Genomic DNA, 23,207 nt, shown 5'->3' with positions numbered 1-23,207 from the left:
TTTATTCACATCCGTGAAGCACTAGTAGTGTGAGTTTAATTCCTAGTGCTTCGCTGATGTGTTTTTTAGGTAGGGTCTAATTTTATTGACCGTGATTTTTTATATTTTTTTTAGGTGAACAATCAGAGCTGACTCTGGGTCCAAAATAGGTAACGTAATGCCGATCTCTCTTAAATTGTCGCCACTAAGCTCTAGCGTTCTATCGAGCCATTTTGGGGCTTGTTTCATGAGCTGGAAGCTGGTTTTTGGCATCTCCACTATTTTTAATTGATAGCGTGCATTAGGGTCTACGTAACTGATTCTCAGTGGTGAAGGCAATGCATGTTCAGGCATAGCTAATTGACAGACTGTGATCAGAAGTTCTTCTTTGTCTTGTTCGTTTGCTCCAACTACGCCATGGATATATTGATTTTTATTGGGCGAATCGATCCGAAAAGCACGGCCAGAATGAAGTAAGTGGCGATATTCTTTGTGCAGTTGAATGTAATGAGCAAAAGCCTGTTTTTCTTCTGCTGTCTCTTTTACTGGGTCTAGCTCGACGCCCATGTGACCGCCTAACGCTGTCACACCGCGCATATTGATGCTGTGACGACGATTAGTGGAATGACATTCGCCTGGGCCAATGTGTGCCCCCATTACTTCTGGTGGAAAAAAGTAACTCATGCCACGTTGGATGGTTTGACGCTCTAGAGCATCGTTGCAATCTGATGCCCAGAAACGATGAGTTCGCTTTAAAATTTCAAAGTCAATTCGACCGCCGCCAGATGAGCAAGACTCGATCTCCACCGTAGGGTGCGTGGCAGTCAAATCATCAATTAGTTTATACAAGGCCAGTGTTTGGCCACGAACCGCAGCTTTACCTTGATGGCCTGGCTGAACAAGCTCACGGTTCATATCCCATTTTAGATAGCTGATGTTATAACGAGTTAGTAAATCATTGAGTCTGTCATAAAGGTATTGGAAGCACTCTGGATTTTGCAAATCCAAAACATATTGCCAACGACCTGACGGTTGCTGATAGCCTTGCAGCCCAAGTACCCAATCTGGATGGTTGCGGAATAAGTTAGAGTCTTGGCTGACCATTTCTGGTTCAACCCATAAACCGAATTCCATGCCCAGTGTATTAACATGGTCAATGACAGGTTCTAAACCTTGAGGGTATTTCTTTTCGTCTAAGTACCAATCTCCCAGCGCCGCGCGCTCGTGATCTCGGCCGATGAACCAGCCATCGTCAATGATAAAGCGTTCTACACCCATTTGAGCGGCTTCGCTTGCCATCTTCATGATGTAGTCAGGGTCATGGTCAAAGTAAATACCTTCCCAGGTGTTCAAGTGCACAGGTCTAGGTTTTTTGGTCGGGAAGGATAAAATATTATTTCGTATGAATTTATGAAAACGTTCTGAAATGCCGTTAAGGCCTTGGTTACTGTATACGCCATATAGCCAAGGTGTTTGGTACGTTTCGTTCTTGTCTAATTGTACTTCTCCAGCAAGCAATAGTTCGCCGGCTTGTACAAAGCGACGACCATCGCTTTTCACATCAGCACGGAGTTGGTGGTTACCACTCCAGCCTAAATGAAAGCCCCATACCATGCCTTGCTGTTCGCTAAAGCCTTGAGCGCCAACAAATATACCTGGGAAGTTTTCGTGAGACGTTCTACCGCGACGGTTCTCTTGCATAAAGCCGCCATGATCAAATGCTTGGCGCTGCGTTTGAAATTCTTGGCACCAGCGTCCTCGAAAGGTAAGTAGCTCGTTTGCGTGGCTTGGAAGCGCCAGTGTCAGGGCGAGTTTATTCAATGTGTAGCTATCAGCAGAAATGTTGCGAACCGTAATACGCTTTTGGAGTACGTCGGAATCATTGTCTAGCAAAACTTCAATGACCATTTCAAGTTTAGCAATGTCATCTTGTAGGGTAAAAATGGCTTTGTGCTGGTCTGAGTCAATGTGTGTTGTATGAAATACCGGAGCCCAGTCAGCACCAACGCGATGACCCTCAATTCCGGGCGCATTGAAATGACCACTGCCCAATTCTGGACATAAAGACAAGGGAATATCGACGTCAAGGCGAGCCTGGGAAATAGGTCGTTCAGTAGAAAGCAATAGATCAGCGTCAATCTGAGAGATACGTGCGCCCCAATGAATTATCTCGGGTACGCGATCCACTTTGATGATGCAGCTATCATTGAGACTGGTTAAATGAATAAATTGATCCATAGTTTTGCTCTCTATGTTTGCGTAAATATTTATATTTATAAGGTCTTGTCAAAATTGATGGGGGAGAGTAGCAAAACGAAAATAAATGATCAATTACTAATGTTTATTGATATAAATTGTTCGATATTAGACATATTTTGTTTTTTATAAGATGTTTTAAAATGTTTACGCTATGTTTTCGATAACATTTTTTGTGTTATGGTGTCTTTCAAGAATCAAGTTTGAGTTTTAACTGATAAAGGGATCATTGAAATGGCAGTGACATTTAAAGACGTCGCAACGTTAGCTGGAGTTTCGACACAAACGGTTTCGCGAGTAACCAATGGGGCCGATAATGTTACTGATTCGACTCGAGAAAAAGTCAATAAAGCCATTAAAGAGTTAGGGTATATACCCAATAAAAGCGCGCAAATGCTTAGCCGAGGTAAATCTAAAACATTGGGTATTGTCTCTCTTGATATCGCGTTACATGGCGTAGCCTTAATTGTAAATGGGGTGCGTCAACAAGCTCACGATAATGGCTACGGAACAGTCCTTTCCATTGTTGACAGTGATAATTTTGAACGTATTAAAGATGAAATCAGAGAGCTGCTTTCTCAGCAGGTTGACTATATCGTTGTCAATGTTCCTTTAACCCAATTTATGGCTGAAGAGTTGGTGCACCAATTTCAGCAACTTAACTTTATGTTTATTGATGTCCCTGAAAATACCAAGGTCAATTATGTGTGCGCTGAGCACACAGAAGGGGCTAAAAGTGCGGTCAGACATTTGCTGGCCTGCAAGCGGTCACAGTTTGTATTGATAACAGGGCCTAAAGAATCTACCGGCTCAACATTGAGATATGCAGGTTGGGTAGATGAGTTAAGCAAGAGTCAGAAAGAGGTGGTTGCAACCTGCGAGGGTGATTGGGATGCGCAAAGTGGTTATTTATCGATCCGAGAGCAAATTGCGAAAAAACGAGAGTTTGATGCCGTCCTTGTTGCGAATGATCAAATGGCGCTTGGTGTCTTATGTGCTTTGAATGAATTTGGTATTCGTGTGCCTGAGCAAGTGTCAGTTGTCGGTTTTGATAACATTAATGACAGTGCTTTTTTTACACCCCCTTTAAGCACAATAGGGCAAAGTTTCGTCGAGTTAGGGCAGCAGGCTGTAAAATTATTGCTTGAACCCCAAGAGACAGTAGAAGGCGAGGGTTATCGACAGTTGATTTTACCTACACAGTTGATTGTCCGTTCAAGCACGTCTTTGAAAATTGAATTGGGAGACCATAAGCAAGAAATACTCGACTACCTAGATAAAGCTCGTCAATTATTACGATAATCATCGGCTGGATTGAGTGTCTGAATTTAAGGGTGACATCTGCTATGTGACGATAAAAATTAAGGCCCTCAAAATTAATTTGTAATAAAAGAATGGTGTATGACGTCTAATTACTACCATTTACGAGTTCCTTAATAGAGCTTATTCGCAAGGTTTCGAGGCTAAGATCATGAAAAAAATACTATTCTTACTGTTTGTTTTATTAGGGTGGCAAAGTGCTATTGCTAACGCGGCTGAATTTGATCATAAAGAGTGGAATAACCTATTACAGCAAAATGTGTATTTAATTGATGGTGGCCAGGCTAGCGAGGTAGATTATCAAGGTTTTTCTGATAATAAGGCTCAGCTGAATGATTACTTGGCACAGCTATCAAAGGTTAAGCGAGAGCAGTTCGATGCTTGGCCTAAAAATGATCAATTAGCGTTTCTTATCAATGCTTATAACGCGTGGACTGTTTCTCTGATTTTAACCAAATGGCCTGACCTTGAGTCCATTAAAAATCTAGGCAGCTTGTTTAGTTCGCCATGGAGTAAGAAGTTTATTCCTCTATTAGGTGAAAAGCGTTCATTGGATAATATTGAGCATAAGCTTATTCGAGGGTCTGGTCGCTATGATGATCCGCGTATTCATTTTGCGGTTAACTGTGCCAGCATTGGTTGTCCTGCATTAGCGAACCAAGCTTATCAGGGTGACAATGTTGATAGTCTGTTAAATCAACAAACACGCCTTTTCTTGGAAGATCGTAGTAGGAATCATATTAATGGCGGTACTCTTGAGTTGTCCTCTATTTTTAAATGGTATCGAGAAGACTTCGAAAAAGGCTGGCATGGTTATCACTCTTTAGAAGATTTTTTAATCGCTCATGCAAGTGATTTATCGTTGACTCAAAGTGAAATAGACAAGCTGAAAAGTAAATCTTTAAAAATTGATTTTTTAAATTACGACTGGAATTTGAACAGCAAAGCTCAATAAGAATCAGTCATATTAGTGCGCTGTATGTTGCAGCTAGTTAGGAAATGATAGTGGCGCACTAATAAAATAGTATTGATTTTGATAAAGTTTTTTCTTAAGCATAAAACTGAATTTTGACATATAAGGTTGAATTTTGAAAATTGTAGAACTGCGTGAATATCAAATCAAACCAGGAAAAACAGAGCAATGGCTGAATTGGATGCGAGATGAGCTTTTGCCATATCAACGGTCTAAAGGAATGAGGATTCTTAATACTAGTCATTATCAAGATGATAATGGCGTTGATTTTTTTGTTTGGATGCGTGAATTCGACAGTGAAGAAGATCGCCAAGCAGTATATAAAGAAACATACAATGACTGGTGGACGAACGATGTTCGCCCTAAAGTTTTTGAACTTATAGAAGAAAGTGCGATAAGCGTCAAACTGATGAAACCGCTATCGTTCTAATGAGCTCAATACAGGCACAAAGACAGTGATAAAATAGACCACCTTTGTGCCACTAGCCTCTATTGATCGGCTCGACTTGAGCTTGATATTTTTAAGGTTGTAGTGTTTTTTTAAGAAAATCTTCTCTGGCTGGAGAGAACATATCGAGCAAAATACTATTGTTTTCGAGGGCTATTGCACCATGAACAAAGTGTTTCTGAGCGATGTAAGCATCTCCTTTTTTAAGAATTTGTTTTTTTCCATCGACTTGCGCTTCAAAGCTACCCTCTACGACATAGCCAATTTGGTCATGTATCTCATGGGCATGCGGATGACCTATAGCATCTTTATCAAAGCAAAGATGAACCGCCATTAAGTTATCAGTGTGACCGACGATTTTACGTTTAATGCCGCTGCCTAGATCTTCCCAGTCATGCTCTTCTGAATTAAAAAATGTACTCATAGATAGCCTCGATTTACTTTTTCTTGGAATTTAATAATTTGTATTATAATATCATTATTATCTAGTGAGTCAAAAAATACAATTAAGTTCATTCGGTCGGTTAGACCGTAGTAGTTTTTTGATGCGTATAAAAAAAATAATCATTAAATAAGAGATGGTGAGTGTGAGTAGGAACGATATGAATAAGCAGCCAGTATTATTTACAAATAAAGAGCTTGGTTTATTGCAGTCTCAGCTAGGTACATCTAGTTTGATGGGGAAGACTATATCGACTCGTGCTAGTCAAGTTGATGCTTTTATGAATTTGCCTTTAGAAGTGCCAGGACATGGTGAAGCTGGAGGGTATGAACACAACCGTCATAAGCAGAACTACAGAAACATGCACTTAGCAGGCAGTTTATTTTTAGTGACACAAGACAAAAAATACGCGGTGTTTGTTATTGAGTTGTTGTCATTGTATGCCGATAAATATCTTACTTTTGATTTTCATGTCCAGAAAAACACGAATCCTACAGGTCGTTTATTTCATCAAATATTAAACGAGCATTGCTGGTTGTTTTTTAGCAGTTTAGCGTACTCTTGCGTGGCTAACGAAATGACATCAATACAGCGAGATCATATTATCGAGAAGCTGTTCGACCCAATGCTCGACATGTTTACTAATAAATACAGCCATGATTTTGATCGAATTCATAATCATGGAATTTGGGCTGTGGCCGCTGTTGGTATTTGTGGCGTGGCTATTGGGAAGCTCGACTACTTAACTAAGTCTGTATATGGTTTAGACAATAATGGAACAGGAGGCTTCTTAGCTCAAATTTCCAAACTATTTTCGCCTTCTGGGTATTATATGGAAGGCCCTTACTATCATCGTTATGCGATCCATCCGACTTGTCTATTTGCTGAAGTTCTGCACCGTCATATGCCAGAAGTAAATATTTATGCATTTAAGGGTGGGGTGATTGGTCGAACGGTGAAAGCCTTGCTAGCAACGGCTTATCCTAATGGTAAATTTCCTGCTTTAAATGACGCATCAAGAACAATGGGAGTCACGGATGCGGGTGTGCAAGTCGCCGTTAGTGTTCTGTGTGAACATTATGAATGTGATGCCAATATTATAGGTATTGCAGAAATTCAAGGTGAAGTCTGGCTACAATCCTGTGGTCTATCCTTGTCAGAAAAATATGAAGAAGCCCGTCAAAAAAATAAAATAATCACGCCAAACTGGCCGAGTGTTGAGTTAAGTGAAGGGGCTAACGGTGACAAGGGGGCGATTGGCTTTCTTCGTCAGCAAGGAGTTGATGAGGACATATCTCAACTCGTTATGAGTTACGGTCAACACGGAATGGGGCATGGCCATTTTGATACCTTAGGAATCACCTTTTTTAACCGTGGTCAAGAGGTGTTAAACGAATATGGGTTTGCTCGCTGGGTCAATGTTGAGCCTAAGTTTGGTGGTCGCTACCTAGCTGAAAACGTGACTTATGCACGGCAAACTATCGCTCATAATATTGTTACAGTCGATCAGAAAAGTCAGAATGACTTTAATGTCAAAAAAGCCGATGGGGTACATGGTATTCCACACTTCTTCTGTGGTAACTCAGATGTTTGTGCAGGAATGAGTGCACTAGCCAACGATCACTATGACGATGTAAACATGCAGCGTAGTGTATTTTTACTAAATGATGCTTGTTTTGATGCGCCGATTTTAATAGATTTTTTCCGTTTAAAAAGCGATACAGATCACCGCTACGATTATTCCCATCAGTACACCGGGCAGTTACTTCGTACTAATTTTAACTACACTTCTTTTGTCGAATTAGAGCCATTAGGGCATGACAATGGTTATCAGCATTTATGGAAGCGGGCAGCTGGAAAAGCACCCAAAAGTACATTAATAAGTTGGCTTCAAGGCAATAGCTATTATTCTTGGCACGGTACCAGTTCAAACGACAATGACGATGTCATTTTTACAGTTGTTGGCGCTGCAGATCCCAGTTCCAATTTGCGTAATGATACTGGGTTTACGTTACGCAGCGAGGGTGGCACTACCTTGTTTGCTTCCGTGCTTGAAACTCACGGCTATTTTAACGAAGAGTTTGAACAGTCTACGAATGCTCGTGGACAAGTGAGCGCTATTAATATCATTGGTCATAATGATGTTGGGTCTGTTGTGGAAATCCAGACAGAAAAAAAGGTATTTACATTAATGGTTAGTAACCAAGCTGGTGTTACCGAAAATGATGAGCATCAAGTTGAGTTTATGGGTGTGACATATCGTTGGACCGGCTTTTATTTGCTGGATCTTTGTACGGCTGAAGGAGAATAAAAAGATGAATTACCAGCCCTTATTATTGAGTTTTGCTGAAGCAGAATCGCTATCAGGTGAATTGTTAAAGGATAATTTATTAGGGCAAGGACTGCGCCGTGATATGTCGAAGGTAAATGCTTACATTAGAAGTGTTGGTGTTGAGGTTCCTGGGCATGGGGAGGCGGGCGGCTATGAGCATAATCGACATAAACAAAACTATATTATTATGGATATGGCAGCGCGGTTATTTTTAATCACAAAAAATGAATCATATCGTGATTTTATCGTGATGATGCTAACGGAATATGCTCATGTGTATCCAAGTTTAGAAGATAATACGAGTCGAGACTCCAACCCCCCAGGTAAATTATTCCATCAGACCCTGAATGAAAACATGTGGATGCTGTACGCTTCTTGTGCCTATAGCTGTGTGGTCCATACATTATCTGATGCAGAGAAAACTCTGATCACAGATGATTTATTTAAACCAATGATTCACATGTTTGTGGTGACCTATGCCCATGACTTTGACATCGTACATAATCATGGGCTCTGGGCTGTGGCGGCGGTGGGTCTTTGTGGTTATGCCATTGAGGATCAAGGCTCTGTAGATAAGGCCTTGTATGGCTTAAAATTAGACGGTAAAAAAGGCGGCTTTTTAGCACAGCTGGATAATTTATTTTCCCCCGATGGCTATTACATGGAAGGGCCTTATTACCACCGTTTTTCGTTACGTCCAATTTTCTTGTTTGCTGAGTCAATAGAACGCCGACAACCTGAAATAAAAATATACGATTACAATAACGCCATTATAAAAACGACCTCGTATGCGGTTATGGAAACCGCTTTTCCAAATGGTAGGTTACCTGCGCTTAATGACTCATCTAGAAGTATGAGTATCAATGATGAGGGTGTCATCATTGCGACGAGTGTCTGTTTTGCCCGTTATGAGCAAAGTGACGTACTTATCAGTATGGCAAATCATCAGCAAGATGTATGGATTCATACTTCCGGTGCTGTTCTATCAGCGGCAGTCGAACAGAGTAAAAGCATAAAGCCTTTTTCATGGGGTAGTATTTTTCTCAGTGACGGACCTAAAGGCGAGAAAGGTGGAGTGGGCATATTGCGTCACCGAGATTCTCAGGATGATGACACTATGGTGTTGTTATGGTTTGGCCAGCATGGTTCGGATCATAAATATCATTCAGCATTGGATCACGGTCATTATGATGGCCTGCATCTAAGTGTATTTAACCGAGGGCATGAAGTATTTCAAGATTACGGATTTGGTAGATGGGTAAATGTAGAGCCTAAATTTGGAGGGCGATATATACCAGAGAATAAAACATACTGTAAGCAAACGGTTGCCCATAATACAGTGACAGTAGATCAAAAAACGCAGAATAAATTTAATACTGCACTTGCAGAAACAAAATTCGGTCACAAACACTTCTTTGAAAAGAATGACAGTAAGCTTCAGGGGGTCAGCGCCAGCATCGATGGATATTACGACGGTGTGATGATGCAGCGCAGTGTTCTAATTGCAGAGATTGAAGTATTCGAAAACCCCTTAGTGATTGATGTATATAGAATAATATCTGATGAATATCATCAGTATGATTTACCTTACCATTACCAAGGGCAAATCATCCATACTGACTTTGAGTATACGGTCGCGCCAAGGCTAAAGCCATTAGGCATGGATAATGGATACCAACATCTTTGGAGCGTGGGCAGTGCTCATGTAGAGAATAGTTCGTTAGTAAGTTGGCTACATGACAGCAGTTATTACAGCTTAGTGTCGAGTGCTTCCAAAGACAGTGAAGTTATTTTTACTCGCTTAGGCGCAAATGATCCTGACTTCAATTTGCGCTCTGAACCTGCGTTTATCTTAAGACAATTCGGTCGAAATCATGTCTTTGCTTCTGTTTTAGAGACTCATGGGCATTTCGATGAGTCAATAGAAGCCTCTGATAATGCTCGTGGTTTGGTGTCTGCTGTCACTGTGTTAGCTGAAAATTCTGATGGCACTGTTATTCAAATAGACACAGTGACGGGTAGAGCCTATCGCTTCGGAATCTCGAATCGTACTCCCGACAAACAGAACTCAGTGCATAGCATTACCGCTGTACAAAGTACGTTTTCATGGACAGGACCTTTTAGCATTCTCTAAAGGCTTATGCTCTCCACATGAAACAAATCGACTGGTCTTATGTCAGTCGGTTTTCTGTTGCTTTGTACTAGAGGTGCTCATGGATTCATTAGATATAATTGTACTAATAGTATACTTCGTGTTTGTTATTTTCTCGGCATTACTCTTTAAACAATTCTCTAAAAGTTCTTCCGGCTATATTAATGGCGGAGGTTCTATGCAGTGGTGGATGGCGGGTGCAACAGCTTTTATGACGCAATTTTCTGCATGGACCTTTACCGGAGCTGCTGCCAAAGCATTTGATGGCGGGTTAACTGTTTTATTTCTATTTTGGAGTAATGCAATAGGTTTTTTTATTGCTGCACTGTATTTTGCCGGTAAATATCGGCGGCTCAGAGTAGAAACGGCAATTGAAGTGATCCGACTGCGCTTTGGAAGAACGTCAGAAAGTGTCTTCAGTTGGTTTAGTTTTGTATTAGGGATTGTCTCTGTTGCTATTTGGTTAAATGGTTTAGCGTTATTTGTTGCTGCGGTTTTTCATATCGATGTGTTCTTTACCATCTTGGTTGTCGGTATTGTTGTTAGTTTTATTGCTGTGAGTGGGGGGGCGTGGGCAGTTTCTGCTACGAATGTGATTCAGCTAATATTGTTGATGTCTATTACTGTCATCATCGGCTGCTATGCTCTGTATGCCATAGGTGGTCCTGTTCAATTGATTCAGAAATACCCTTCTAATTTTATCTTTGGTAGTGATTTAACTATTTGGAATATTGGTCTTATTTGGGTGGTTGCTATAGTTGCAAAACAAAGTATAGGAACGAATAGTGCTCTGTCTAGTTATCGTTTTTTGGTCACTCTTAATGAAAGAGACGCCGTAAAAGCGGCTTGGTTAGCTTGTGGTTTATTTGTTATTGGTCCAGTCATGTGGTTCATCCCACCTTGGGTGACGGCTGATATGGGCGTCAACCTATTCAAGATTTATAGCAGCTTAGGTGGAGATGCAAACAATGCGGCCTATTTGTATTTCATTGAATATTTTATGCCTGCTGGTGTGCTAGGACTTGTATTAGCCGCTATGACAGCCGCTACCATTTCTCCAATGTCTACTGCTATAAATAGAACAGCAGGGATTTTTGTTAGAAATGTATATCAATCTTTTTTTCGTCCAGATGCAACAGAATTACAACAATTTAGGATGAGCAAAATTGCTTCATTAGTCTCTGCTGTCTTATCTGTTTCTGCAGCATTAGCGCTGTCAACAATCCACACATACAGTTTCTTTGATGTAATGATGTTGTTTGGAGCCTTGCTCCAGATGCCTTTAGCGATTCCTTCTGTACTTGCTCTAATTGTTGTAAAAACACCTGATTGGGCGGGTTGGGCGACTGTCGTTGTTGGGTTGATGGTGTCAATTTACATGAATTTTTTCTTTGATATAAATTGGTTGTTACCGTTATTTGACGCTAATACATTTACCGCTAGAGAAGCTGTTGACCTAAAGGTGTCGGTGACACTTATCATGCACTTTATCATCACGGGTGGTTTTTTCTGTTTAACTCAGTTTATTCCGGACCCCTCTACTGGCACAAGAGGAGAGGAGAAGGCAAAATTTATTGAGCGTTTAAAAAATCCCGTCGAAGGTGTTGGATCCGTCATCGTAGACTCTAGGCAGGGGGCATATATCGGCATTATGGCGTGTGTATTAGGAGTCCTAATCGCGTTGTTGTCATTCACTGCGAGTAAAGTTGCTGATAGCTCTGTCTTTATTTTAATTGGTATGGGGGTTTTTCTCGCTGGATTAGCCCTCTCTGGCCTCACTCGAAGAAAGTGTATCGAATATTTTGTAAATAGATAAAAAAACTATGGAAAGGGCTTGATTTGAGGTAATTGTTATTTGTATTATAATAGTACTTGTATTGAGGTGTTAATCATTTTTATTTGTCAGAACATAGTCTAGGAGAAAAATAATAATGGAAGACTGTCCCTGTAATAGCGCCACTTAGTTAATTTCGATCAGATTAGATTTTTTGATGTTGAGAAAATGCTAACCCTATCAGAAATAGTCAAAGATTTAATATAGAGAGGTACATGGATTGCTAAAAAATAAGAATATTTTAGCAGCGTTAAAAATTCAGATATTTTCATCTACTCACTAGTAGATATTTTCAATCGTGGACCTGGTTCATATACAGAGAATTGATTGACCGAGTTTTATCAAAATATAATAGTTATTTAATTATTAAATCCCTACTACAAAAATAATTAGGATAGAAAAATGGATATACTTATTGTCGGAATATATTTTATATTCTTGATAGTCATTGGTTGGATATTTAGAACTTTCACAAATACAACCAGTGATTATTTTCGTGGTGGCGGTAATATGTTGTGGTGGATGGTTGGCGCCACGGCTTTTATGACTCAGTTTAGTGCTTGGACATTTACAGGAGCCGCTGGTAAAGCCTATAACGATGGTTTCACCGTTGCTATCATATTTATTGCCAATGCATTTGGTTATTTAATGAATTACCTCTATTTTGCTCCAAAGTTTAGGCAACTTAGAGTAATAACCGTCATTGAAGCCATTCGAATGAGGTTTGGTAATAGAAATGAGCAGGTCTTTACTTGGTCAAGTATTCCTACGAGTCTAGTTTCGTCTGGTGTTTGGTTAAATGCACTTGCTATCATCGCCTCCAGTGTTTTTGGATTTGATATGACACAAACAATAATTGTCACTGGTTTAGTTGTGCTGATAATGTCGGTAACGGGTGGGTCATGGGCTGTTATTGCCTCTGATTTTATGCAGATGATTATTATCATGGCTGTAACCGTTACCTGTGCCACAGTTGCTATTGTTAAAGGGGGAGGTGTAGGTCAAATTATCTCAAATTTCCCAACTCAGGATGGCGGGACTTTTTTAACCGGTAATAACCTTAATTACTTAAGTATTTTTGGTGTGTGGGCTGTATTTATTTTCTTTAAGCAGTTCAGCATCACTAACAATATGTTGAATTCATATCGTTACTTGGCTGCTAAAGATTCTAATAATGCTAAAAAAGCCGCATTATTAGCGTGTGTCTTAATGACCATGGGCCCATTCTTTTGGTTTATGCCAAGTTGGTTCTTAGCAGGTCAAGGTATTGATTTATCATCTATATATCCAGAAGCAGGTAAAAAAGCGGCTGATTTTTCTTATCTGTATTTTGTGCAGCATTATATGCCTGCAGGTATGGTTGGTCTTCTTGTATCCGCTATGTTTGCGGCGACAATGTCCTCAATGGATTCAGGACTTAATCGTAACTCAGGTATTTTTGTTAAGAACTTTTATCAAGTTATCTTACGTCCTTTATCTACAGAGAAAGAGCTGGTGTTTGTTTCTAAAATCACTACAACAGCGTTAGGTATTGCTATTATATTAGTTGCTTTATTTATAAACTCGCTTAAGGAATTGAGTTTATTTAATACAATGATGTATGTGGGAGCATTAATTGGTTTCCCTATGACAATACCTGCTTTTCTGGGATTTTTTATCAAGAAAACACCAGATTGGGCTGGTTGGGCTACATTACTCGTTGGAGCGATAGTCTCTTACTGCGTAGGTGTTCTTTTAACAAAAGGCAATGTCCAGCACATACTTGGGTCGAATCCATTGACTGATCGTGAGTGGGCAGATTTAAAAGTAGCTATTGGTTTAATCGCACATGTTGTTTTAACCGGCGGTTTCTTTATAGCGTCAATGCTCTTTTATAAACCACTGAGTGACGCAAGACAGAAAGATGTGGACTTATTTTTTAATAATTTAGCGACACCATTAGTTTCAGAAGGAAGTGCACAAAAATTACTAGATAATAAACAAAGGAAAATGTTGGGAGTTTTGATTTCTATTATGGGAGTCGGCGTGATGGGTATGTTCTTAATACCAAATCCATTATGGGGGCGATGTGTTTTCTTATTCTGCGGTGGTATTGTTATTGCTGTAGGTTTATTGTTAGTCAGCTCTGTAGATAAAACATTAGAGCCTGATATGCAATAGTCAAATAGTCTCTATTTAAAGGTTCTTATTATTAATTTAATGAGAGCCTTTAGTTTAATTCGATATAGTAATTTATAATAAAATAATATGATTTTATAAGAATGTATCTAATTATTGCCATGCAAAAACAATGAGGGCGAGATGATTTTTTTAAAAGAAAAAGTAATTTTAATAAGCTCAATTTTATTGACTGCTTTTATTTTTTGCAGTCAAGTTCATGCGGAATCTTCACCCTATGCTATCTCCCAATATAAGCCTGTTCTTAATCAAGTTAAACTGCAGGCTCCTACTAGTGTAGATTTGATTAATCAAGGTGATTTCCTTGGTAAATACAATAAGTATTTCTATATTGATAAAGCAACTGGATGGATGAGTTTTACAGTAACAGGTGATCATCATCGATCAGAGCTTCGACAAATAAGTGATTGGAAGACATCAGACCTAGATTACTCTCATCAAATGATTGGCCAAGCTGTTGTGTATAAGCCGAAAGAAGGTAAAGTCAATGAAATTACTTTTATGCAAATTCATGATGTTACAGATAATAAGAACTCAATTAATAAACCTTTGCTTAGATTAGTATGGCTTCGAAGTAGACATGGTATTAAAAATCATTACTGGGCTGTAGTCAAAGAAGATGCTTGTCGAACATGTAAGAATTATATGAAAGTTGATTTAGGGGGGCATTCAATCAGCCCTATTAAATTTGATGTTAATGTAGTAAATAATTTATTAACTTTAACAGTGAATGGAAAAATAGTTCCATCATTGAATAAGTATAATATCTCTTATTGGGCTGGATTAAGAAGTTACTTTAAATCTGGAGTGTATAATCAAAGTCCTGGAACTGCTACCGTAAAATTTAAAAGTCTAGATTTTTATAAAAATAAAATTATTAAAAATTAATATTTAGGAAATTAAAATGAATAATAAAAAAACAATGCTTTTTTTGTCTCTATTATCTGTTTCTTTTCTAGCAAGTGCCTCTACATCTAATACAACTTATAAACCTAATAAAGTCACTAATTTAATTGGGTGGAGTTTGTCAGTTCCCGTTGACAATGATGGTAACGGTAAGGCAGATAATATTAAAGAAGAAGAACTGGCTTCTGGTTATTCAAATCCTCCATATTTTTACATCAATACAGACGGAGATCTTGTTTTTAAAAGCTATGTAAAAGGATTTAAAACATCTAAAAATACTACGTACACACGTTCAGAATTACGTGAGATGTTAAGAAAAGGTAAAACTAGTATAAATACTAAGGGGGTTGATAAAAATAATTGGGTTTTATCATCCTCTCCTAAAGCTGAACAAGAGAAAGCTGGTGGTGTAGATGGAACACTTACTGCAACATTATCTGTTAATCATGTTACTGAAACGGGTAAAGACTATCAAATAGGGCGTGTCATAATTGGACAAATTCATGCAAATGATGATGAGCCGCTTAGATTGTATTATCGAAAATTACCAATGAATGATAATGCGTCGATTTATTTTGCGCACGAGCCAAGACATGGTTTTGGAAAAGAGAAATATTATAGTTTAATCGGTTCTAAAAGTAATACTCAAAGTAATCCTAAAAATGGTATTGCAATTAATGAGAAGTTTAGCTATTCGATAGTAGCGAAAGGAAATACAATTAAAGTAACTATATCAAGACCAAACATGGCTGATGTATCTAAAACAATTGATATATCAAAAAGTGGTTATGATAAAGAGGGTCAATACTTATACTTTAAAGCGGGTGTGTATAATCAAAATAAAACAGGTAAACCATCGGAATATGCTCAAGCTACATTTTATTCAATAAAAGCAACGCATAACAAATAGAGTCATTGGTCAATAACAAAAGCGCTATTTGTATAGCGCTTTTTTTAAATATTGATCTTATAGCTGTGTTTTTATAAAAAAATACCTCTAATGCACAATCATTAGAGGTATTTTATCATCTATATAGTAAGGTGTTAAAGTAAGAATTAAAAACTATAGGTTATACCTAATCGACTACGTAACTGTCTTTCGTCACTGCTAGAGGATACCGAGACATTACCGAATTCGACATAAGGTCGCCATTTAGAATTCGGTATTTTATAACCTAGTTTTAGATTGTAATAGTAGTTGTAATCTTTGTTATTAAATTGGGCTATACCATCATAACTTTTTGAATAATCTGATTCAAAATCAAGTTGTACTAGTTTATCCCATGTATAAGTTAAGTTTGTTGTTATTTCACCCAATCTTTGGGAATCGCTTCCATTATCATCCGTATAATGCGTGTACTTGTAACGGTACCTTACTTTTGCAGTTATACCTGAGTCAAAATAGTAATAAACTCGGACTTGGGGTTTAAAAGAAGTTTTTTCATTCCCCATTGTGATAGGCATACTTGGCTGAATCAACCACTTATCATTTAATTTAAATTTATGTCCGTATTCAAATTCTGAATCACCGCGTTCTAAATTGTTAAACCCACCGCTACTACCTTCACTTCCAGAGTATTTCATCTCAACACTAAAATAATCATTTCCACTGGATCCAGATATTTTTATTCGATTAGCATTAGCTTGACTATCACTCTTATATTCATGGCGGAAATCAATACTAGCAGCATGAGTTAAACTGGTATAAGAGGAGAGCACTGTAAGTGCTAGGAATAATACTTTCTTATTTTGTATAAACATTTTTCGGCCTTTATTTTTATAAGTTTTGTTTATAAAATTATCTATTAATTATAACTATTGAAAATAGGTTTATAATTGCTATTGGTTTTCAATATTATTAATACAGAGTCAGTATTAATAATATTATTGTATTTATGTATTACAAATAAATCAAACAAATTATAGCTGTTTACTTACAATAATTTACATGGATGATTTTCAATAAGATTTATTTGGCTACTTGAGTATTTGGTTGTAAGAATATTTCCAAATATTCGACTTTAAAGTACTTAAATACGACCGAAAATCTTCTACTCGTAATACATCGACGTTAAAAATACGTTTTGTGGCTGTTGCTAGGTAGAAGTTAAGAATTGTTTAATCGCTCTACAGTAAAGTAGATGTTTGTCTTTTTATTAGGGTAGTGCTTGTATAGCTATGATTTAAAGGGTATTTATTTCACTGCTTGTGATGCAGTTAAAGGTCATTGTGAGGTATGTTTAAAAAATAGTTTTTTAATTTTATATTGAAATATCAATAACTTAAATAAATCATGGAGGATTGTTAAAAGGGTGCGGTATAAGCCTTTTGCTCCGATTAATGAGCAAAAGGCTTAATTGATTTGAAGGAGGTGATTGTGTGAGGCTTAGCCGGCGTATCTCTCTGTTTAATGTCCCCCGATGGCTTTTTTCGTTATTAAAATAAAAGGCGTTAGTAGTAAGAACATAACCATCAGTATGGTAAATAAGTCAATGGTCGACATCATTAAGCCTTGCTCCGTAACTGTCTGGTTAAAGCTCATTAGGCTTTCTGTTGTTGGGTGTTGTAGTTGTTGAGAGACAAGTGGGTTGTAAGGTGATATTTGCTCACTCAAGACTGAGTGGTGAATACTTGAGTTACGAGTCCACATCCATGCAGTAAGGGAGGACGCGAAGCTAGCACCTAAAGTACGCACAAAGGTAGAAAGCGATGCTCCGTCTGCTATATCTGGACCATTAAGGTCAGACATTAGAATGGTTGTCATTGGCATGAAGAACAGTGCAATGCCTATTCCCATGAATAACTGAATTAGAGCAATAGTGGCAAAGTCTATGTTCAAATTAAACTGGACTCGTAAATAGCAACTTATGCCAATCACTACAAATGAACCGGCTGCGAGCCAACGCATGTCTAATCGGTGCCCAAACTTACCCAATAGCGGAGACATAACAAGCGGTAAAATACCCATTGGTGCTGCCGCTAAACCAGCCCATAAGGCGGTATAGCCTAATTGAGCTTGCATCCATTGAGGAAGAATGAGATTTATGCTGAAAAAACCGGCGTAGCCTAAGGTCAGCAAAATAGTACCAATGCAAAAATTACGATTAGCAAATAAACGTAAATTGATCGCAGGATGCTCGTCAGTTAACTCCCAAATAATCATAAATATCAACATGATGGCAGCAAAAATAGCACCAGCGATGATCCACACATTGGAAAACCAATCCAAATCATTGCCTTTGTCTAATACAATCTGCAATGCACCGACACCGAGAGCCATGGCGCTAAGCCCTATAATGTCTAGTTTAGGTTTGGTTTTCTGATGAGGGCGCTCTTTTAGTTGCGCTAAAATGACAACAATCGAGAAAATCCCTACAGGAATGTTAATGAAGAAAATCCATGGCCAGCTGTAATTATAGGTTAACCAGCCGCCCAATATTGGCCCAACGATGGGTCCAACAACCGCAACCATGCCAATTAACGCTAATGCCATCCCGCGTTTTGCTCTCGGAAAAATAGACATTAAGAGTACTTGGCTCATTGGGAAAAGTGGTGCGGCCGATAAACCTTGCAAAGCACGAAATATAACTAACTCAGCCATATTCTGTGAGATACCACATAAGAATGAGGTAGTAATAAAGCTTAACAAGGCTGCAGTATAAAGCTGTACTTCACCGAAGCGCCGACTTAACCAAGAGGTGATAGGTAAGCCTATTGCGTTACAAACGGTGAAAGAGGTAATCACCCATGTTCCTTGGTTAAAACTTACGCCCATATTGCCTGAAATTGTAGGCAAAGATACATTTGCTATGGTGGTATCCAGCACTTGCATAAACACGCCCAGTGCGATGGCGAATACACACAGAGCCATATTAGCGGGGCGAAACCCTTCTTGTTGACTCATAGAAAGCCCTTATTACTTGTTCGTAGAGGCATGGTTTTGAGCATCATTATCATTAATTATTTGACTAATAACCTGTTCCACGCCCTGCATTGTTTTTTGGTAAACGTCGGTTTCAAAGCGAGGTTTTTTAGGGCTAGTTGTCGATAATAATTTGCCCGTGGTGCTGCTTGTGTCTACGTCAACATTCATAGATAAACCAACACGCAAAGGGTGTGCAGCAAGATCATTAACATCTAACTTAATGCGCACAGGAAGGCGTTGAACAATTTTGATCCAGTTTCCCGTCGCATTTTGTGCGGGTAGGATAGAAAATGCACTGCCAGTACCAATGCCTAAGCTTTCGATGGTGCCGTGAAAGACAACGTCATCGCCATATAGGTCACTGATTAACGACACTGGTTGGCCTAGACGCATGTCATTTAGCTGTGTTTCTTTGAAATTCGCATCAACCCATACTTCATTAAGAGGAACAACCGCCATTAGTGTAGAGTTTGGTGAAACGCGCTGTCCCAGTTGTACTTGTCTACGAGCCACATAACCGGTGACAGGCGCAACGATTCTTGTGCGTTGTCGACTTAGATACGCTTGTTTTACATTAGCAATCGCCGATTTAACGATAGGGTGGGTCTCAACGGTTGTGCCAAATATCATTGATTGTTGTGCTCTTAACTGCTCAATGGATACCGCAAGCTGTTTTTTGGCAGAATCGACCATATCTTTTGCATGACTTAGTTCTTCACGAGATAAGCCCCCAGATTTGACCATGGTTTTACGACGATCGTAGTCTTTTTCAACTTTATGCAAGGTGATTTTTTGTGCATCTACCACAGCTTCTGCTTGAGCTACATGATTAAACATGGCTCTTACTTGGCGTACCGCTTGAGCCAATTTTGCTTTGGCATCCTCGTAAGCAATGTCGGCATCTGCTTCATCAAAACGAACCAATACCTGACCTTTTTTTACAAAATCTCCATCATCTACCGTGATGTGCGTTACGGTACCGGTAGTCTCTGGTGTGATAGAAACGATATTACCTTTAACATAAGCATCTTCTGTTGTTTGATTGCCAACAACATATGTTTCGTAATATCCACTTATTCCAATTGCGCCTAATACGATAATGACGAGAAGGATTATTAGGCTTTTCTTACGTTTGCTTGTATTTGGTACCACTGTGTTTTCGTCGTTGTTTTGCATAGTATTATTCACCATTAATTTTTAGAGACTGTGGCCGTTTGACCATCCCAAAAACCGCCACCTAGGGCTTCAATAAGAGCAACTTGTTGTTCTTGCTGTTGATTTTTCAAAAGAGTTAGTGCTGATTCTGCTTGCAACAATTGGTTTTCAATGAGCAAAACCTCTAGTTGGCTGCCGACTCCGGATTGGTAGCGCTTTTCAGTGATATCATAGCTTTTAGACGCTAATAGGACGCTTTGCAGTGCGTCTTTTAATTGTCTTTTGACCGACTTAATGGTTAAAACACTGTCTGTTATGTCACCAAATGCTTTTGATATCGTCTTATTGTATTGTGCGACAGCGGCATCATAAGAGGCGGTTTGATCAATCAAATTTGCTTTTAGTCCTTTAGAGAATAAAGGCAAAGAAATTGCTGGACCAACACTCCAAGAACGACTTGGCTCACCAAACATTGAATCTCCTAATACCGCTTTAAAGCCAGCACTGGCATTTAAGTTCACATTAGGATAAAAGCGGGTTTTGGCAACTTTAATGTTTTTACTCGCCGCTTCAATACGCCATTTTGCGGCAACAATATCAGGCCTGTGTGACATTAAATTAGCAGGAAGCTGTTGAGGTAGGTTTAGCTTTGATCCCATATGGATGCTTGGACGATGAATCTTTTGGGCGATATCAGGGCCTTGTCCAATTAATGTTGCTAAAGCATTTTTTAATAGCTGAACCGTCAAAATTCGTTGTTTCAATTTTTGTTTTGACGATGCTTCATTGCTTTGTGCTGTATAGAGGCGGTCATCTGACGTCAAACCGCTTGATAATAGTTTTTGAGTGATCCCAACAATGCGTTGGGTTCGTTTAAGGTCTTCTTTTGCTAGATCTTCAAGTGAATAGGCGTTTGCTAACTTAATATAGGTGCGAATAATCGCGGATGACAAATTGATTTTTGCAGATTGATGATCTATCACCGCTGCTTTTTGACCGTTCACACTTGCGATCCAGGCGGCTTTATTGCCTCCCCATAAATCAAAAGAGTAGCTCATGTTTAGACCAAGATTATAAAGGGTGCCATATTGGCTTCCTTGATAGGTGTAATCTTCGGATCTTGATAGGCGAGAACGAGTGGCGCCCGCATTAGCTGAAATGGCAGGATCAAACTTACTGTCTGCCGCCATTACAAAAGCAGAGGCTTTTTCTAACTTTGCATTGGCTAATTGAATATCAGGGCTGTGTTTTAGTGCTTGTGCAATGAGCTCATTAAGTTGAGTATCTTCTAGCGATAGCCACCAAGATTGTGTTGGCCAATTCGCAGAATACAGTCTTTTTGTTTCTAAGCTACTTGCGTGTGCGGCGATTAATTTATCTGCCAGCGTATTGTGCGTTTTAATACTGGAAGGTGGCGCGCAACCATAGAGGAGACACAGCGACACATAGGTTGTGACTTTTGCCAGCTTTAACATTTTGCGTCCTCTTTATTACATATAGGAAATTCATCGGATAGAAAAGCATCTACAATTTTGCTTAAGCAATGTTGTAAGTTTTGTTTTTCTTTAGCACTTAAGCATTCTGTTAATTTATCTATCGCATTATTAGCTAAAGGAATGGCTCGAGATGCCACTGTCTTACCTTTGTCTGTTAGCTCTATTAATGTCGATCGACGATCGTTAGGGTCAACCATTCTTTTAATGAGGTCTTTTTTCTCTAAACGATCGAGCATGCGAGTGATCGCACTGCTGTCGACATTGAGCGCTTTGCCTATGTCAGAGGATCGCTGATTTTTATTAAAAAAAAGAGTAAACAGAACTTTGACTTGGCTTGACGTTATTTCTTCTACGGCTAAATATTGGTCGAGAAAGCGATCTTTTATTTGAGCGCTTTTACCTAGCAAAAAGCCAAGATTGGTCAACAGTGTTTCATCTATTGAGTGATTTTTTGGCAGCATGACTAACCTTGTGACTAAAATTAAATTTACTTGTCTATGCAACTAATGCATAGGCAAGTAAATCATCGCAATCTAGGTTTCGACTGTCAATAAGTAAAATAAGAACTTAATGTGCAGAAAGATGTTTGAGGCATTTATGGATATTTCGAGAGGGTTGTCGAAACTTTGTTATTAGCATAACGGTCGCAAAATTATTCACCACGATACTTAGCTAGTTGTATGGCCTAAGTAAAAGTCATCAGTTTTAAATCTCGGTATTGTATTTTACGTTGTCCCCCAGCTTAAAAACTGTTCAGGTTGCTCAAGTATATTTTCCACACGCTGTTGTAGTAATTTAGCAAATTCCATTGTGATCATAGACGATGGTGTTTCTGAAGGGAGTATAAGGCCGATCCGAAGGGCTACATCAGGCGTGAAACGTCGAAAGACGACTTTTCCTGGTGCGGCATAGCTGGTGTAACTAATGGCTGAAATAGGATCCACGATAGAAACACCTAAGCCACGCTCAACGAATTTTAGGGCAGGGGTAAAGAATCGAGTTTGTAGTCTTACATTCATTTGATAACCACCTTGATCGAAGAGTTGTATGAGGTCTCGAAAAATCATGTGGTCTGGATACAGTGTGATCATAGGTTCTGCATCGAGCATTTCTAATGTGATAACGTCATGTATTGCTAACGGATGTTCTGCAGGTAAAGCGCAGACACAAGGTAGATCAAATATGCGGTTTTTCTCAATTTTAGGTTGGTGTGTAGAAACCTCTGCAAAGCCTAAATCGTATTGGTTAGAAGCGACCCAAGTCGCAATAGCTTCTGATGTTCTGGTTTGTAGAGACACTTGTATTTTTGGGTGTTCTTCTAGAAAATCAGCCAAAATATCTGGAACAAAAAAGCTCGATGGGCCAGGCATGCAGCCAATTCGAAGAAAGCCATACTGTTTATTTTGGATGTCTTTAACGGTTAAATTTACATCTTGTATGCGTGAAAAAATCGACTCAATTTCTTTGTATAAATAATGCGCTTCGGGTGTTGGATAGAGTCGTTTCTTATGGCGTTCGAATAGCTGGAACCCAATATCCTCTTCCAATGAGCTGATCATCATACTGACAGCGGGCTGGGTTCTGAATAATTGTTTAGCGGCCTGAGAAATGGAACCGCTCAACATGACTGCACGAAAGACTTCCATCTGTTTAAGGTTCATTTCATTGCCTTTGAGTGTAAGTTTGGGTAGATGTAAAAAGCTTTGTAAATAGTGGCTTACGTAAAAATATAACCTAAAACGAGGCTTTATGTTTGTTATAGGTTCTCAAAAATGCATTACGTTGCAGGATATATTAGCAGTATTTATGCC

At 38.9% G+C, this 23,207-nt stretch carries 17 protein-coding genes; 9 read left to right on the top strand and 8 right to left on the bottom strand.

The genetic code is table 11. The annotated features are described in order from the left end of the window. Positions 1 to 99: 99 nt before the first annotated feature. The gene (locus V6259_RS16210; RefSeq protein ID WP_341585455.1) at positions 100 to 2,217 is read right to left on the bottom strand and encodes an alpha-galactosidase; all 2,118 of its coding nucleotides are present in this window, start codon (positions 2,215 to 2,217) and stop codon (positions 100 to 102) included. Between the two features lie 252 nt (positions 2,218 to 2,469). On the opposite strand from V6259_RS16210, the gene V6259_RS16205 reads away from it, so the two are divergent. The 3 genes from V6259_RS16205 (at position 2,470) to V6259_RS16195 (ending at position 4,958) form a co-directional block, all read left to right on the top strand. After that, positions 2,470 to 3,537, top strand: a complete 1,068-nt coding sequence (locus tag V6259_RS16205) for a LacI family DNA-binding transcriptional regulator (RefSeq protein ID WP_341585454.1) — start codon at positions 2,470 to 2,472, stop codon at positions 3,535 to 3,537. 169 nt (positions 3,538 to 3,706) lie between these two features. Then, positions 3,707 to 4,510: a DUF547 domain-containing protein gene (locus V6259_RS16200; protein WP_341585453.1), complete on the top strand. Its 804-nt coding sequence runs from the start codon at positions 3,707 to 3,709 to the stop codon at positions 4,508 to 4,510. A 133-nt stretch (positions 4,511 to 4,643) separates the two neighbouring features. Beyond that, positions 4,644 to 4,958, top strand: a complete 315-nt coding sequence (locus tag V6259_RS16195; RefSeq protein ID WP_133012105.1) for an NIPSNAP family protein — start codon at positions 4,644 to 4,646, stop codon at positions 4,956 to 4,958. Between the two features lie 91 nt (positions 4,959 to 5,049). Here the strand turns inward: V6259_RS16195 and V6259_RS16190 are convergent, their stop codons facing one another. Continuing rightward, positions 5,050 to 5,400, bottom strand: coding sequence for a cupin domain-containing protein (locus V6259_RS16190; protein WP_341585452.1), 351 nt, complete (start codon positions 5,398 to 5,400; stop codon positions 5,050 to 5,052). 178 nt (positions 5,401 to 5,578) lie between these two features. Between V6259_RS16190 and V6259_RS16185 the strand changes: the two genes are divergently transcribed. From V6259_RS16185 to V6259_RS16160, 6 genes are all read left to right on the top strand, one after another. Then, positions 5,579 to 7,729 carry a heparinase II/III domain-containing protein gene (locus tag V6259_RS16185; RefSeq protein ID WP_341585451.1) on the top strand — a complete coding sequence of 717 codons (2,151 nt, stop codon included), beginning with the start codon at positions 5,579 to 5,581 and terminating at the stop codon, positions 7,727 to 7,729. A gap of 4 nt (positions 7,730 to 7,733) precedes the next feature. Then, positions 7,734 to 9,884 carry a heparinase II/III domain-containing protein gene (locus V6259_RS16180; protein ID WP_341585450.1) on the top strand — a complete coding sequence of 717 codons (2,151 nt, stop codon included), beginning with the start codon at positions 7,734 to 7,736 and terminating at the stop codon, positions 9,882 to 9,884. A gap of 79 nt (positions 9,885 to 9,963) precedes the next feature. Continuing rightward, a complete protein-coding gene (locus V6259_RS16175; RefSeq protein WP_341585449.1) occupies positions 9,964 to 11,718 on the top strand; it encodes a sodium:solute symporter family transporter in 1,755 nt (584 codons plus the stop codon). A 420-nt stretch (positions 11,719 to 12,138) separates the two neighbouring features. Further along, the gene (locus tag V6259_RS16170; RefSeq protein WP_341585448.1) at positions 12,139 to 13,896 is read left to right on the top strand and encodes a sodium:solute symporter family transporter; all 1,758 of its coding nucleotides are present in this window, start codon (positions 12,139 to 12,141) and stop codon (positions 13,894 to 13,896) included. A gap of 141 nt (positions 13,897 to 14,037) precedes the next feature. Continuing rightward, the gene (locus V6259_RS16165; RefSeq protein WP_341585447.1) at positions 14,038 to 14,802 is read left to right on the top strand and encodes a polysaccharide lyase family 7 protein; all 765 of its coding nucleotides are present in this window, start codon (positions 14,038 to 14,040) and stop codon (positions 14,800 to 14,802) included. Between the two features lie 16 nt (positions 14,803 to 14,818). Further along, a complete protein-coding gene (locus V6259_RS16160) occupies positions 14,819 to 15,730 on the top strand; it encodes a polysaccharide lyase family 7 protein (protein ID WP_341585446.1) in 912 nt (303 codons plus the stop codon). A gap of 146 nt (positions 15,731 to 15,876) precedes the next feature. Here V6259_RS16160 and V6259_RS16155 read toward each other — a convergent pair whose 3' ends face one another. The 6 genes from V6259_RS16155 to V6259_RS16130 form a co-directional block, all read right to left on the bottom strand. After that, the gene (locus V6259_RS16155; protein WP_341585445.1) at positions 15,877 to 16,581 is read right to left on the bottom strand and encodes an oligogalacturonate-specific porin KdgM family protein; all 705 of its coding nucleotides are present in this window, start codon (positions 16,579 to 16,581) and stop codon (positions 15,877 to 15,879) included. 646 nt (positions 16,582 to 17,227) lie between these two features. Then, complete coding sequence (locus tag V6259_RS16150; protein WP_341585444.1) at positions 17,228 to 18,724, bottom strand: DHA2 family efflux MFS transporter permease subunit; 1,497 nt, start codon at positions 18,722 to 18,724, stop codon at positions 17,228 to 17,230. A 12-nt stretch (positions 18,725 to 18,736) separates the two neighbouring features. Next, positions 18,737 to 19,921: an efflux RND transporter periplasmic adaptor subunit gene (locus V6259_RS16145; RefSeq protein ID WP_341585443.1), complete on the bottom strand. Its 1,185-nt coding sequence runs from the start codon at positions 19,919 to 19,921 to the stop codon at positions 18,737 to 18,739. A 14-nt stretch (positions 19,922 to 19,935) separates the two neighbouring features. After that, positions 19,936 to 21,375, bottom strand: coding sequence for an efflux transporter outer membrane subunit (locus tag V6259_RS16140; RefSeq protein ID WP_341585442.1), 1,440 nt, complete (start codon positions 21,373 to 21,375; stop codon positions 19,936 to 19,938). Continuing rightward, positions 21,369 to 21,857, bottom strand: coding sequence for a MarR family winged helix-turn-helix transcriptional regulator (locus V6259_RS16135; protein WP_341585441.1), 489 nt, complete (start codon positions 21,855 to 21,857; stop codon positions 21,369 to 21,371). The genes V6259_RS16140 and V6259_RS16135 overlap by 7 nt, the downstream gene beginning before the upstream one ends. Positions 21,858 to 22,121: 264 nt before the next feature. Beyond that, positions 22,122 to 23,057 (bottom strand): LysR family transcriptional regulator, encoded by a 936-nt coding sequence (locus V6259_RS16130; protein ID WP_341585440.1) that lies wholly within the window; start codon positions 23,055 to 23,057, stop codon positions 22,122 to 22,124. Positions 23,058 to 23,207 lie beyond the last annotated feature (150 nt).

This window comes from Marinomonas sp. TI.3.20, from assembly GCF_038155025.1.
Lineage (GTDB): Bacteria > Pseudomonadota > Gammaproteobacteria > Pseudomonadales > Marinomonadaceae > Marinomonas > Marinomonas flavescens.
This window is presented reverse-complemented; position numbering and strand designations above follow the sequence as displayed.

Coding starts and splice junctions, on each gene's coding strand:
- V6259_RS16210 (WP_341585455.1), bottom strand. CDS start 2,217: ATGGATCAATTTATTCATTTAACCAGTCTCAATGATAGCTGCATCATC.
- V6259_RS16140 (WP_341585442.1), bottom strand. CDS start 21,375: ATGTTAAAGCTGGCAAAAGTCACAACCTATGTGTCGCTGTGTCTCCTC.
- V6259_RS16200 (WP_341585453.1), top strand. CDS start 3,707: ATGAAAAAAATACTATTCTTACTGTTTGTTTTATTAGGGTGGCAAAGT.
- V6259_RS16190 (WP_341585452.1), bottom strand. CDS start 5,400: ATGAGTACATTTTTTAATTCAGAAGAGCATGACTGGGAAGATCTAGGC.
- V6259_RS16175 (WP_341585449.1), top strand. CDS start 9,964: ATGGATTCATTAGATATAATTGTACTAATAGTATACTTCGTGTTTGTT.
- V6259_RS16165 (WP_341585447.1), top strand. CDS start 14,038: ATGATTTTTTTAAAAGAAAAAGTAATTTTAATAAGCTCAATTTTATTG.
- V6259_RS16145 (WP_341585443.1), bottom strand. CDS start 19,921: ATGCAAAACAACGACGAAAACACAGTGGTACCAAATACAAGCAAACGT.
- V6259_RS16135 (WP_341585441.1), bottom strand. CDS start 21,857: ATGCTGCCAAAAAATCACTCAATAGATGAAACACTGTTGACCAATCTT.
- V6259_RS16170 (WP_341585448.1), top strand. CDS start 12,139: ATGGATATACTTATTGTCGGAATATATTTTATATTCTTGATAGTCATT.
- V6259_RS16205 (WP_341585454.1), top strand. CDS start 2,470: ATGGCAGTGACATTTAAAGACGTCGCAACGTTAGCTGGAGTTTCGACA.
- V6259_RS16130 (WP_341585440.1), bottom strand. CDS start 23,057: ATGAACCTTAAACAGATGGAAGTCTTTCGTGCAGTCATGTTGAGCGGT.
- V6259_RS16160 (WP_341585446.1), top strand. CDS start 14,819: ATGAATAATAAAAAAACAATGCTTTTTTTGTCTCTATTATCTGTTTCT.
- V6259_RS16155 (WP_341585445.1), bottom strand. CDS start 16,581: ATGTTTATACAAAATAAGAAAGTATTATTCCTAGCACTTACAGTGCTC.
- V6259_RS16150 (WP_341585444.1), bottom strand. CDS start 18,724: ATGAGTCAACAAGAAGGGTTTCGCCCCGCTAATATGGCTCTGTGTGTA.
- V6259_RS16180 (WP_341585450.1), top strand. CDS start 7,734: ATGAATTACCAGCCCTTATTATTGAGTTTTGCTGAAGCAGAATCGCTA.
- V6259_RS16185 (WP_341585451.1), top strand. CDS start 5,579: ATGAATAAGCAGCCAGTATTATTTACAAATAAAGAGCTTGGTTTATTG.